Genomic DNA, 12856 nt, shown 5'->3' on the forward strand with positions numbered 1-12856 from the left:
GGGAACAGGGAACAGGGAATGAGTTTCAGGATTTAGAAGAGTTATAACTATAATGCGTAGTGCTATACTTTAGATATTTTAAGGGATTTACTACGGTTTAAATTAGATTTAATCAAATCTTTACGTTCAGCTTTTTAGCTTTATCAATAATTTTTAATTCTTCACAAATAATTATCCTAACCATCATCCCTGAATCTTTGGGATCTCAAGGATGATGGTTAATGGAGGGATTTTTTATTAATTAAATCCTGTTTTTAGCCATTGCTGCATTAGCTGAATTTCCGCTTCTTGGGACGTTAAAATAGCTTGCGCGAGTTGCTGCATTTCAGGACGTTTTGATTTGAGTTGAGCATCTTTTGCCATCACTAATGCGCCTTGATGATGGGGAATCATCGCAGTCATAAATCGTTGATCAAAACTCGAATCATCTGGGCCTAAATCAGCCATCATCATCATCGAATCCATCTGTTGAGAAGACATGGGCATACTATGACCCATTGCCGCATGATAAGCAATAGCATCCTTAGCTTCAGGATACCATGTTTTGCGCCATTGCTGCATCTGAGCAATTTCTTTTTCTTGGGCTTTAATGATCTCTTCGGCTAATTTTTTGAGTTCAGGATGAGTCGATTTTTGAAGTACCTGTTGAGCCATAGCAATTGCTCCTTGATGGTGCGGGATCATGGCATCAATAAAGCGTAAATCATACTCAATATCGGCTGGCCCTAAATCCATGATCATCTGATGATTTTCTGACATCATCCCGTTATTTTGAGTCAGGATTGTTTCAGAACTCACGGGAGTTGTTGTTAGGGAATTAAGGGGTTGAGAAGAGGATTGAACTGTTGTACAAGAACCCAAACTTAAGGTTAGGGAAATTCCGAGAATAGGAAATAAAAAATTAGGGGTGAATTTCATGGTTGTGATGTCAGAATTAAAAACAGAAGCGTTAATCTGTTAAGATTAAAGGGGAGTTGATCCCAAAGGTGAACTCCTTAATTTTCAGTTTGACATTAAATAATGAAATTAGGATGAAATGATCAAAAATCATCAACCCTCTCACCCTTGGAAAGTTGTGCAACCGTTGGTGGAGATTCTTTCTCCTTGGGTAACAGTGATTGCAGAACAATTACAAGATGATCAAGGCAAAATTTTAGAATATTGGCGGGTTGAAAAAGCCGATTCAGTTGTGATTTTAACCCTTCAAAATCAGACTCTTCTTTTGCCTAGACCGATGTATCGTCCAGGGGTAGGAAAAACAACCCTTGATTTTCCGGGGGGGCGAGTTCCCTCTGAACAAACCCCTTTAGAAACCGTTCCTAATATTCTCAATAAAGAGTTAGGAATTCAACCGTCTGATATTGCTACAATTATAGCATTAAATTCAGAAGGTTGGGCGATTAATAGTTCTTTTTCTAATCAAAACTTGTATGGATTTGTAGCGGAAATATTACCGGATGCTGTTGTGAATCCTGAACAAATTGGTGCAACCTATCCGATCACAAATCAGGGAATTGAAGAGTTACTCCAGGATTTAGTTTGTCTTCAGTGTCGAGGAATTTTATTAGAGTGGAAACAACAATTTAGAATAGGGAAGCAGACTTGGGATCAATGATAACAACGCGATCGCGTCCCTGTTCTTTGGCTTGATATAAGGCGGCATCTGCGAGTTGTAATAAATTATCACAGGAGTTCCCATGTTCGGGAAAATTTGACACTCCAATTGATAGGGTAATTCCTTCTAAGAAATGATAGGAATATTCCTGTTCTAAATTCTTAATCTTGAGACGGATTTCCTCTGCAATGGTTTGAGCCATTTTAATATTCGTATTCGGTAAAAGGAAGACTAATTCTTCTCCTCCATAACGATAAGCCATATCAGAACTACGGAGAACATCTTGTACTGATTGACTGACTAATTTAAGAACAATGTCTCCCGCTTTGTGCCCAAACTTATCATTAAATCGTTTAAAATAATCGATATCTGCAATTAAAATACTTAAAGATTCTTGAGTCTTTTGGGCAGAATGTAGTACCTGGGGAAATACTGTGTCTAAATACCGACGATTAAATAACCCTGTTAAGCCATCATGAATACTATCATAATGTAAGCTTTCTTCAACAATGTTACTATGTTCAATCGTTGTTTCTAAAATCAGTTCTAAATCGTTTTTTTCTTGGCGTAATATACTAACTAAAGACTGAAGGTGTTCTTGAGAGGCTTGTAACTTCAGTTGTGCTAAATAACGTTCTTGGATTTCTGCTTGTAGTTTTTCATGGGATTTCTGTAACTCAGCTTCTACTAAATCCCCATGAGCCGTTGTAATTTCTAATAAAATTTCTAGATCTGCTTTTTCCTGTCTAAGCATTTCAATATTTTGGCGAAGTTGGTTGATATAATCCAGCAGTTGTTGTTGAGAAAGGTGATCATTTTCCATTAACTTATACTTACCTTAAAAGATAAAATGATATTCACAAGAGCGAGTGATTTAATATTAATTTAAAATTGATTCAGTTTAGAAAAAATGTGTTACCTAGAGCAGGAGTTCACTCGCAGTAATCGTACAGTTTCGTCCTTTGGCTTTAGCGCGATATAATGCTGTATCAGCCGATTGAGTGATTTCCAGACTCGATAATCCATGTTCAGGAAAACTCGCAATTCCTAAAGAAAGGGTGATTTTTTGCAAAAATTGGTCGGTTTTTTCTAAGCTCAACTTTTGAATTCCTAAACGGAGTTTCTCTCCTAAACCTTTGGCTTCTTCTAGGGAAGCTCCGGGTAAAATTAACATGATCTCCTCACCTCCATAACGACAAGCAACATCCGATTGACGAATATTTTGCATCAAAAATTTGCTGATTTCTTGCAGAATAACATCTCCAGCTTGATGTCCCCAATTATCATTATAATTTTTAAAATAATCAATATCACTCATAATAATACTCAGGGCTTGTTGATGTTCCTGTGCATATTTGAGATGACGTTCTAAAGATTTTTCTTGATAACGGCGATTAAATAAACCCGTCAATGGATCTCGAATGCTAAGATTGTGGGTATATTCTTCGATAAAATCGCCATGAGTTGTTGTGGTTTCTAAGATAATTTTCAGATCATGATTGGCTTGACTCACTGTTTTTAGTAACGCTTTAAGTTGAATTTCTGAAGCTTTTAATTTGGCTTCAGCCGCTTTTCGCTCTCGAACTTCTAATTGAAGTTGTTGGTTAGATTCGTGTAATTGAGCTTCAACTAAATCAGCATGAACGGTGGTGGTTTCCAGTAAAATTTCTAAATCTAACTTTTCCCGTTTCAAGAGTTCTAACTCTTGATGGAGTGTTTCGATTTGCAATAAGAGTTCAGCACTCAAGGCTTGGGGTTCTTGCTGCATCTTTAAAGTTTTCCTTGGGTATACAAATTCTCCTGTCTAGTTTTAAGTTTTAACTGAAAATAGTAGATCAAATTAATTATTCGATTTTCAGTTCTAAAGTCGGCATTAATCGTTGTAAATTTTTCAGCGATTTTCCCTGCCAAGGAACTTTACTAGAGCCTAAAATTATTAACTTCATATCCTTTTTCTGGCGAACTTTGATCACAAATTTAGAGAGCATATTAATGCCAGAGCTATTCAAAAACTCTAACTCTTGAAGATTAATGGTAATCTGTAAAGCTTCTTCTACCAAAATATCATTGAGTAATTTAATCACCGGGTTGGTGTCTTCAAGTCCACTCAAACGCAACGATCCCGATAGGATGATTGTACTGGTGTTACTCTCATAAGTAACTTCATAATCTTCTGTTTTAAATTCTTTGATCACCATTGTTAAAATCCTAATATTTTCTTTAATTTAATTTAATTTTAAATGAAAAGTTGAACCATTGTTGCAACAGTCACAATATCGGGTTCTGTTTGAATCGTTTCAAATTTCCAGCCTAATCGAGCTAAGTAATCATTGATCATGGTTAAATATCCTAAACCAGACATGGTATCACTCTCTAAATTCTGTTCTATTTGCTGAATATACAATTCTTGGGTATCAGAATTAATCAGTTTTTCAATAAACACTTGAAAAGGTTGAACAGCATTATGAGTAATACTATTCACAACAACAAAGATTAATCTATCTGTTTTTAAATAGAGTTGAATGCTAATCGGTTGATTGAGTGTATCATCACTAAATTTCATGGCATTCTCTAATAATTCATTAGCAATAAAACTGACAGCACTTTTAATTTCAGTTTGTCGATAAAAAGCCGTTGAATCATATTCGCTTTTTGGGAAAAATGTTGTTACATAATCTGCCAGAAAATTAGCTGACAATCCATTATTCCGCCAACGTTGTTTGAGTGGTATGGAACTTGGAGAGAAACCAATAACAAGAAATTCGTTACTCAGAGGTGGAACTTCTATGAAGTCGCCAAAAATTTGGGTCATAAATCGTTTGGGTGACAACAGACAAAAAGCTACAGCACTAGCGTGCTTTTTTTTTACAAAAAATAGACGAGGGTAAAATCGAGGAAAGGCACGAAAACAACTGGAAAGTACAGCTTAACGGTTCAACTGGGTTAGAGTAAGTGTAAAAAATCTAACCCGATCAGACCTAGAGAACTTTTGTAAACTTCCCTCCTTGAAACTTTTGCTAAAAAACTGTGGCAGTTCATTGTATCATAGAATGTTAAAAGGTATTTATCAAATTTTGATAGATTAAATGAAAATTTAATCCCTACTCTTCTTGACTTAGATTACTGAACTTCTATACAAGCTGTCAAGAAACAGTTTACATCTTCAAAAAAACTCCCAAATTTTTTATTTATTTAAACTTTAATTGGGTGAGGTTAGAGATCAATGCTGACTACATTGATAACGATTGAATCACACGCTGTAAGTAAATTTGAGCTACTTGATCCGATGGATTCTCCCGCAGACAGGCTTCAAAACATTGAGCAGACTCAGGAAATGCTTCCAGATGATATAGCGTTAACGCCTGCTCAAATAAGGTCTTAGTTGCCACTTTTTTTTGATATAAAATTGGGGGATCAGCATCAAAAATCTCAAAAACTGATACCATTTCTGATTTGCCTTTAACTCTAACTTTATCAATCACTCGGAAGCAATAAACATTGGGATCTTCAAGACGTAAAAATGTATGTTCACTAATTAATAAAGGAATCCCATACCGTTTACTTAATTCCTCTAATCGAGATCCTAAATTTACAGCATCACTAATCACGGTACTATCCATTCTATGTTGTCCACCGACGATCCCCAGCATTAAATCCCCTGTATTAATGCCAATCCCAATAGAAATAGGAGGACGCTCAGGACGTTGACGAGTTAGGTTATATTCCGTTAACCGTTGTAACATTGAAATCCCCGCTTTTACGGCATCATCAGCACTCCCTCCAAATAATGCCATAATGGCATCACCGATATATTTATCAATAAATCCTCGATTTTCCGTAATGGCAGGTTCCATGCGAGATAAATAGGCATTAATAAATTTAAAATTATCTTCAGGAGTCATTTGTTCAGACATTTGGGTAAAACTGCGAATATCTGAGAATAAAATCGACATTTCTTTTTGAACAGCATCCCCCGATTTAACATCAACTAAACTTTCATATCCTAAAAACGATAAAAATTGATTCGGCACAAATCGTCCCGCCGCATCCGTCAATTGTTCTTCTTCATCTAAAGCGAGTTCTAAGTTACAATTAATCTCAAACATTTCTTCAATAAACTGTTGTCGTTCTTCCTCCGCACGGCGGCGTTCCGTAATATCTTGAAACACTCCAATCGCATAAACAATTTGTCCTGATTCATCATAAATCGGGGTTCCCCAGGTTTGTAATGGAACAATTCGGTCTAAGTGTTCAACTTCTAATTTATCAATGCTGCCTATTCCCTCATGCAACGCTTTGAAAATTGGTAAATTCTCCAAAACATAGGGGTTTTTTGTTTCTGAGGGCGAATTAGAATAAACATTCAATTGTAAAGGCGGATCACTAAATAAAATTTCGGCTCCCAATAACTCTTGAACGACTTGATTTGTATAATATAATTTTCCCGTAGCATCCAGAACAATAACCCCTAATGGGATGGCTTCTAAAAGTTGATACAGTCGTTGATTTTGTACCCGCAATTCTGCCATTAAATCTAAATTTTCTGTTTTGAGCCGTTGGTTGAGTAAGGTAATTTCTCGATAAGCTTGAGTTAATTGATTTTTCTGAAGTTCACTAATTTTCTTTTCGGTTTTTAGTTGATTTAAACTGTCTTTTAATTGCATTTCTTTGTGTTGAAGCAAGGCAAGTTTTTCTTCCAAACCTGCATAGAGACGGCGTAATTGTCGGGTCATGCGGTTAAAGGCGATCGCTAACTGTCCAATTTCATCATCAGTAATCACCGGAGCAACTAAGGTAAAATCCCCATCGGATACTTGAATTGCTGTTTCAGTAATGGCTAGAATGGGGCGAGTAATTTGTCGAGCGAGAATATAAACGCCAATCGCTAACAGCACCGCCGAAGTTAATCCCACCGATAAAATAATCCAAGCCAAGCGATGAGCCGGAGCATCGGCTTCGGATTGGTGCATTTCTACTAATAAAGCCAATTGCTGCTGATCCAACCACCGATAGACTCCAATCACCGGAATTCCGGCATAGTTTAAATACATTTTATGGCCGTCTTTTCCAGCTAAAGCGGCTTCAATTCCTAAGCTATTCACTCTGATCGGAAAGTCATTTCGACCAAAGCGTTCGGCGGTGACAAACATCTGAGATCGATCCACTAAATAGGTTTCTCCACTCTTTCCTAAACCTGTTTTATCAAAAACAATTTCTTCCATTTTTTTCAGGTTGAGATGGGCCACCAATACCCCAAATATATCCTGATCACTTCCCTTTAGCGGTGTCGAAATCGTTAAAGTCGGTTTATTGGTGTGCGATGAAAAATAAACATTTTGTACAAAAGTATGATACCGACCTTCTTGGAAATATTTTTCTTTAAATCGATATTGACGTTCAGACTGGGGATCAGTCGAAAAAATAATTTGCCCTCCAGTGGCCGTCAAAAGCTGAACTTCCAGCAATTCCGGCTTGGCTGCTAGTGCGGAAGCCATATATTGCTTGATTTGAGTATAGGCATCCCTCCATTCTTGAGAGCTAGAATTAGCCGTCAATAGAATTTCTGCGGCTGTTTGGAGATCGGGTAATTGTGCCAGAGAGACAGTAGCATTTTTTTGGTTCTCCACCCAGAGATTTAAAGCTTCTTCTTTTAGGGTAGCCGTCACTTCCAATCGGTCAAACACCAGTTGTTGAATGGAGGTTTTAGCACTTTGAAACGCAATCGCCCCCATAAAGAAGACGGTTAGTACAGATAACAGTAAAAAATAGACCACAAGCCTGGACATCAGGCTTTTTGTCCAGAATTTCATTCAATTGGCCCTTGATCACCTGTCACAACTGAAATTTTTAAAGTACAAGACAAAACTCATAAATCTCTCAATGGTTAAGCAAGCGAGGATTTTGCTGTTTGCTTCGGGCTTCTACCAAGCTCGACGGCGAAGAACATTCCCCAGGAGTTAATTCCCTAAAGACGTACAATGATAGCGCGTCTGCACCCAGCTTACTGAATGATTCGGCGTATTTATTTGCCTAAATTAATAGTATATTCAATCTCTGGATAATAAAAATCTCAAGTACAAGTTAGGGGATGCAGTTCAGACCCAATTTTTGGCTAAATTTCTTCAATCACTGATTAAAATTCCTCATAAACGTGTCTATCAACCTAAGCAACAAAATTCACTTTCGCAATTGGCGCGGCGACCTATTTGGGGGATTAACCGCCGCCATTGTTGCCCTACCCTTAGCCCTAGCCTTTGGGGTAGCCTCCGGTGCGGGGGCGATCACTGGCCTCTATGGGTCAATTATCGTCGGCTTCTTTGCTGCCCTGTTTGGGGGTACTCCCGCCCAAGTTTCCGGCCCCACAGGGCCAATGACCGTGGTGATGACGACGGTGATTGCTGCCTTGGTCGCCCGTCACCCGGACACGGGACTAGCAATGGCCTTTACCGTTGTGATGTTAGGGGGACTGCTGCAAATCCTGTTTGGGGTGATGCGTCTGGGACAATACATCACCCTGATGCCCTACACGGTCATTTCCGGCTTTATGTCTGGAATTGGGGTGATTATCATTTTGCTACAATTGCCGCCCTTGTTGGGACATACAGCACCGGGTGGGGTGATTCCCATCCTACAACAACTACCCCTGTATCTGAGTCAGCCCAACTTCGTCGCCCTGGGGTTAGGACTACTGACTTTGCTGATTGTCTTTTTTGTCCCTCCCAAATTCAATCGGATTGTGCCCTCGCCCCTGTTGGCTTTAGTAACTGTTACCCTGATCTCGGTGGTTGTGTTTGGCAATGCCAATTTGGAGCGGATTGGCGAGATTCCCAAGGGATTACCGACCCTGCGAATGCCGACCTTCAGTGTCCCAGAGTTGGCAGATATGCTGCGCTATGGCTTGATGTTAGGGGTTTTAGGATCGATTGACTCCTTATTAACCTCCTTGGTTGCGGATAGCATTTCTCGGACTCAACATGACTCGGATCAGGAGTTGATTGGTCAAGGGATTGGCAACTTCTTAGCTGGATTATTTGGAGGCTTACCTGGTGCGGGGGCAACCATGCGGACTGTAGTGAATGTCCAAGCGGGAGGTAAAACCCCCCTATCGGGAATGATTCATGCTGTAGTGCTGTTGGTCGTTGTGTTTCAGGCTGGCCCCTTAACGGCTCAAATTCCTAATGCGGTGCTGGCGGGGTTACTGCTGAAGGTGGGGATTGATATTCTCGATTGGGGCTTTATCAAGCGGGCTCCGCGTATTTCCTTAAAAGGCACGGGATTGATGTATCTGGTGCTGTTTTTAACGGTATTTGTTGATTTGATTACGGCGGTATTGGTGGGGGCATTTATTGCCAATGTGTTAACGATTAAACGGTTGAGCGATCTCCAAAGTGATAATATTCAAGCCATTACTGACCCGACGGATTCCCATAACTTGACCCTCGCCGAACAAGAAATCCTCACCCAAGCCAATGGGAAGATCTTGCTGTTTCAGTTGGGGGGGCCGATGAGTTTTGGGGCGGCGAAAAGTATCTCGCGGCGGATGTCTATGGTTAAAAACTATGAAGCCCTGGTCTTAGATTTGAGCAAAGTTCCGACTATTGGAATTACATCGGCACTGGCGATTGAATCGATTGTACAGGACGAGATCAACCATCATCGCCATGTCTGGATTGTTGTTATCCCTGGACAGGTGAAACAGCGAGTGGAAAAACTGGATTTGCAACGCTTCTGTACTTGTGATCAGACATTGGGAGACTCATCCTCAACCCGCTCTAGCCAAATTAATCAGTTAGAAAACCGTTTACAAGCCTTGGAATCTGCTTTAAAAATGTTGCAGCCTTGAGATTCCTGCCTACCTTTGTAGGTTATCTAAAATTGTTTTGATCTCAACCTAATTTTTTCTACGATGTCAAGACCAACTGTCTATTTAGCGATTACCAATCATGGATTTGGTCATGCTGTGCGATCTGCTGCTGTCGCCAATGAAATTCAAAAGCGTTGTCCTGATGTGTTATTAATTTTAGTGACAACAGCCCCTCGATGGTTATTAGAGTCTTATATTGAGGGGGATTTTATTGTCCGTCCCCGTGCTTTGGATGTGGGGGTGGTGCAGTCTGATAGTTTAACAATGGATCAAGCCGCAACCCTACAGCAATGGCAACAAATTCGTCAACAAGAACGTTCAATTATTGCCGGGGAAGTTGGTTTTATTAAACAAAATCAAGTTAATTTAATTTTAGCCGATATTCCCCCCCTCGCTACCCAAATTGCTCAAGCTGCCGGAATTCCTTGTTGGATGATGGGTAATTTTGGCTGGGATTTTATCTATCGAGATTGGGGGGAAGAGTTTATAGAATTAGCGGATTGGATTGTCAGTTGTTTTAGTCAGTGCGATCGCTTATTTCGCTTTCCCCTCCATGAATCCATGACGGCTTTTCCCCATCAAATTGATGTCGGTTTAACCGGAGGAAATTCTCGGTTTAATTTAGATGATTTACGAGAAAAATTAGCTATTACTACTCCCCCGGAAAAAACAATATTATTAACCTTTGGAGGTTTGGGATTAACGGCTCTCCCTTATTATAATATTGAACGGTTCTCTGATTATACATTTATTAGTTTTGATCCTAATTTACCTCGGTTTCCGAATTTAATTCAAGTCAGTAACTTTCTAGAATTACCCGATATTCATTCCCATCTGTTTCGCTTGCGTCCGGTAGATTTAATGCCTCTATGTGGACGAGTTATTTCTAAACCAGGATATAGTACCTTTGCGGAAGCATTACGCTTAGATATTCCCATCGTTTCTCTGACCAGAGATGGATTTGCTGAAGCCCCTGTTTTATTAGACTGGTTGCAAAATTATGGGACTCATCAAATTATAACGGCGACGGAATTCTTTGAAAAAGATTGGGATTTTCTGCATCAACCTGTACAAAAACCTCGCTTATCTCAAGAATTAGATAAAAATGGCAATGAAGCCATCGCTCAAGGGGTGGTTGACTATCTTTTGAATTCACTTTAAAATTTAAGGGGAATAAAGCCCTGAAGGGCTTACTACGGGTTTTAATTATGACTCATTATCAAGAAATTTTGGATATTCAAACCAGTGGTAAATCATTTTCTAATATTACCCATTATGTGCAGGAAGTTGTTAAAAATTCTGGGCTAAAAATTGGAATCTGTCATTTATTTTTACGCCATACTTCCGCGAGTTTAATTATTCAAGAAAATGCTGATCCTGATGTTTTAAGAGATTTAGAGAACTTTTTATCAAAATTAGTTCCTGAAGGTAATTATTATATTCATGATGCGGAAGGTTTAGATGATATGCCTGCCCATATTAGAACAGTTCTCACCCATACTTCTGAACAAATCCCCATTGCTCAAGGACGATTATTATTAGGAACTTGGCAAGGAATCTATGTCTGGGAACATCGTCGCCATCGTCATAACCGGGAATTAGTCGTACATATTATGGGGGAATAATATTAACACATTATTTTAGGGGAATTATAGGTTATAATTTTGATTAATTGGAAGCCTCACAAATAAATTGGAAGTCGATAGAAACAATAATTGATGAAAATCGTAGTCGCAAGTTATTTTCATAATCTATAGCAATCCCAAATAGGTTGTAATATTTTATCGTAGGGGTTTGGTTTCCAAACCCAGGCGCAAAGAGGGTTTGGAAGGACATTACCCCTACAGAACTTTTCCATTTAGAAGAGGAGTTTCCCGGTCGTTACGTCGTTATTAGTACAACCAATATCAAGCATTTAGGGTTGTTTTCCAATGCTCAAGAATGGCAAGATATTAGTTATTAAATCTCTAGTTACAGTGGGGTGAGTCAGTGAATTCCTTCTAACTCACCCCACCCCAAAACTTACAAACTAGACATCACTTCTCTAGCGGCTGCTAAAGTTTTATCAATATCTTCATCCGTATGAGCTAAAGACGTAAACCCGGCTTCAAATTGAGAAGGAGCTAAATAAATTCCCCGTTCTAACATTCCCCGATGGAAACGACTAAATTTAGCTAAATCGGATTTTTTCGCATCCTCATAATTATGGATTGGCCCTTCAGTAAAGAACAAGCCAAACATTCCACTAATTTGTCCGCCACAAGCCGCATGACCTGTTTCTTTGGCTATTTTTAACAACCCCGCACTTAATTTTTTGGTGATTTTATCCAAATATTCATAAGTTCCAGGTTTTTGCAATAACTCTAGGGTTTTTATCCCTGCTGTCATCGCCAACGGATTTCCTGATAAGGTTCCCGCTTGATACATCGGGCCAGCCGGAGCCACCATTGACATAATATCCCGACGTCCGCCATAGGCCCCCACAGGTAAACCGCCGCCAATGACTTTCCCCAATGTGGTTAAATCTGGTGTCACCCCAAATTTCTCCTGAACCCCGCCATAAGCAATGCGAAACCCGGTCATCACCTCATCAAACACCAATAAAGCCCCATTTTCCTTGGTCAGAACTCGTAGACCTTCCAAAAATCCGGCATCAGGAGGAATAAAACCAGCATTGCCTACAATCGGTTCTAGGATGACTCCCGCAATTTCGCCCGGATTTTCATTAAATAGCTCTTTGACCGCTTCTAGGTCATTGTAAGGGGCGGTGAGGGTACTAATGGTAACGGCTTTAGGAACTCCAGGAGAGTCGGGTAAACCTAAGGTAGCGACCCCGGAACCCGCTTTCACTAAGAACATATCTCCATGTCCGTGATAGCAGCCTTCAAATTTAATCAGCTTATCCCGTCCGGTGAAGGCTCGCATCAAACGCAAGACCGACAAACAGGCTTCCGTTCCCGAATTGACAAATCGTACCATTTCCACGCTAGGAACGGCATCAATCACCATTTCAGCTAAAATATTCTCTAATACGCAAGGAGCCCCGAAACTGGTACCTTTTTCTAAGGCTTCTTTCAAGGCGTTGATCACATCGGGATGGGTATGACCGCAAATGGCAGGCCCCCAGGAGCCAACATAATCAATATATTGATTCCCGTCAACATCCCAAGCATAAGCGCCTTTGACTCGCTCAAAGACAATGGGTTGTCCGCCGACCGACTTAAACGCCCGCACAGGAGAGTTTACACCTCCCGGCATAATTTTTTGGGCGGCGGCAAAGATTTCTTCTGATTTTGTGGTTGTTAAGGGTATGGTCACTCTGAGATAATCTCCTTAAAGGTCTATTGTTTGGGTGGATGCGTTAAAAACGATCAGAA

General features: G+C 39.8%; 11 protein-coding genes. 4 read left to right on the forward strand and 7 right to left on the reverse strand.

Features of this window, described 5'->3' with window-relative positions:
- Nucleotides 1-237: 237 nt before the first annotated feature.
- The gene (locus tag PL8927_RS01190; RefSeq protein WP_083616694.1) at nucleotides 238-918 is read right to left on the reverse strand and encodes a DUF305 domain-containing protein; all 681 of its coding nucleotides are present in this window, start codon (nucleotides 916-918) and stop codon (nucleotides 238-240) included.
- A gap of 118 nt (nucleotides 919-1036) precedes the next feature.
- On the opposite strand from PL8927_RS01190, the gene PL8927_RS01195 reads away from it, so the two are divergent.
- Nucleotides 1037-1615 (forward strand): NUDIX hydrolase, encoded by a 579-nt coding sequence (locus tag PL8927_RS01195; RefSeq protein ID WP_083616697.1) that lies wholly within the window; start codon nucleotides 1037-1039, stop codon nucleotides 1613-1615.
- Here the strand turns inward: PL8927_RS01195 and PL8927_RS01200 are convergent.
- The 5 genes from PL8927_RS01200 to PL8927_RS01220 form a co-directional block, all read right to left on the reverse strand.
- Nucleotides 1584-2438, reverse strand: a complete 855-nt coding sequence (locus PL8927_RS01200) for a GGDEF domain-containing protein (RefSeq protein WP_083616699.1) — start codon at nucleotides 2436-2438, stop codon at nucleotides 1584-1586. The genes PL8927_RS01195 and PL8927_RS01200 overlap by 32 nt on opposite strands.
- Nucleotides 2439-2534: 96 nt before the next feature.
- Nucleotides 2535-3383, reverse strand: a complete 849-nt coding sequence (locus PL8927_RS01205; RefSeq protein ID WP_083616701.1) for a diguanylate cyclase — start codon at nucleotides 3381-3383, stop codon at nucleotides 2535-2537.
- 76 nt (nucleotides 3384-3459) lie between these two features.
- Nucleotides 3460-3813: a slr1659 superfamily regulator gene (locus PL8927_RS01210; RefSeq protein ID WP_083616703.1), complete on the reverse strand. Its 354-nt coding sequence runs from the start codon at nucleotides 3811-3813 to the stop codon at nucleotides 3460-3462.
- Between the two features lie 38 nt (nucleotides 3814-3851).
- Nucleotides 3852-4427 carry a slr1658 superfamily regulator gene (locus tag PL8927_RS01215; protein ID WP_083616705.1) on the reverse strand — a complete coding sequence of 192 codons (576 nt, stop codon included), beginning with the start codon at nucleotides 4425-4427 and terminating at the stop codon, nucleotides 3852-3854.
- Nucleotides 4428-4845: 418 nt separating this feature from the next.
- The gene (locus PL8927_RS01220) at nucleotides 4846-7401 is read right to left on the reverse strand and encodes an adenylate/guanylate cyclase domain-containing protein (RefSeq protein WP_231505874.1); all 2556 of its coding nucleotides are present in this window, start codon (nucleotides 7399-7401) and stop codon (nucleotides 4846-4848) included.
- 365 nt (nucleotides 7402-7766) lie between these two features.
- Here PL8927_RS01220 and PL8927_RS01225 point away from each other — a divergent pair, with 365 nt between their 5' ends.
- The 3 genes from PL8927_RS01225 (at nucleotide 7767) to PL8927_RS01235 (ending at nucleotide 11104) form a co-directional block, all read left to right on the forward strand.
- Complete coding sequence (locus tag PL8927_RS01225; RefSeq protein ID WP_083616709.1) at nucleotides 7767-9458, forward strand: SulP family inorganic anion transporter; 1692 nt, start codon at nucleotides 7767-7769, stop codon at nucleotides 9456-9458.
- A 63-nt stretch (nucleotides 9459-9521) separates the two neighbouring features.
- On the forward strand, nucleotides 9522-10640 hold the full coding sequence (locus PL8927_RS01230) for a glycosyl transferase (protein ID WP_083616711.1): 1119 nt from the start codon (nucleotides 9522-9524) through the stop codon (nucleotides 10638-10640).
- Nucleotides 10641-10687: 47 nt separating this feature from the next.
- The gene (locus tag PL8927_RS01235; protein WP_083616713.1) at nucleotides 10688-11104 is read left to right on the forward strand and encodes a secondary thiamine-phosphate synthase enzyme YjbQ; all 417 of its coding nucleotides are present in this window, start codon (nucleotides 10688-10690) and stop codon (nucleotides 11102-11104) included.
- Between the two features lie 397 nt (nucleotides 11105-11501).
- Here the strand turns inward: PL8927_RS01235 and hemL are convergent, their stop codons facing one another.
- Nucleotides 11502-12797 (reverse strand): glutamate-1-semialdehyde 2,1-aminomutase, encoded by a 1296-nt coding sequence (gene hemL, locus PL8927_RS01240; RefSeq protein WP_269321997.1) that lies wholly within the window; start codon nucleotides 12795-12797, stop codon nucleotides 11502-11504.
- Nucleotides 12798-12856: the final 59 nt, after the last annotated feature.

Source organism: Planktothrix serta PCC 8927 (assembly GCF_900010725.2).
In the GTDB taxonomy this organism is placed as follows: Bacteria; Cyanobacteriota; Cyanobacteriia; order Cyanobacteriales; family Microcoleaceae; genus Planktothrix; species Planktothrix serta.

Excerpts from the sequence above, each read along its gene's own strand:
- PL8927_RS01190 (WP_083616694.1), bottom strand. The coding sequence starts at position 918 with ATGAAATTCACCCCTAATTTTTTATTTCCTATTCTCGGAATTTCCCTA.
- PL8927_RS01195 (WP_083616697.1), top strand. The coding sequence starts at position 1,037 with ATGATCAAAAATCATCAACCCTCTCACCCTTGGAAAGTTGTGCAACCG.
- PL8927_RS01200 (WP_083616699.1), bottom strand. The coding sequence starts at position 2,438 with ATGGAAAATGATCACCTTTCTCAACAACAACTGCTGGATTATATCAAC.
- PL8927_RS01205 (WP_083616701.1), bottom strand. The coding sequence starts at position 3,383 with ATGCAGCAAGAACCCCAAGCCTTGAGTGCTGAACTCTTATTGCAAATC.
- PL8927_RS01210 (WP_083616703.1), bottom strand. The coding sequence starts at position 3,813 with ATGGTGATCAAAGAATTTAAAACAGAAGATTATGAAGTTACTTATGAG.
- PL8927_RS01215 (WP_083616705.1), bottom strand. The coding sequence starts at position 4,427 with ATGACCCAAATTTTTGGCGACTTCATAGAAGTTCCACCTCTGAGTAAC.
- PL8927_RS01220 (WP_231505874.1), bottom strand. The coding sequence starts at position 7,401 with ATGTCCAGGCTTGTGGTCTATTTTTTACTGTTATCTGTACTAACCGTC.
- PL8927_RS01230 (WP_083616711.1), top strand. The coding sequence starts at position 9,522 with ATGTCAAGACCAACTGTCTATTTAGCGATTACCAATCATGGATTTGGT.
- PL8927_RS01235 (WP_083616713.1), top strand. The coding sequence starts at position 10,688 with ATGACTCATTATCAAGAAATTTTGGATATTCAAACCAGTGGTAAATCA.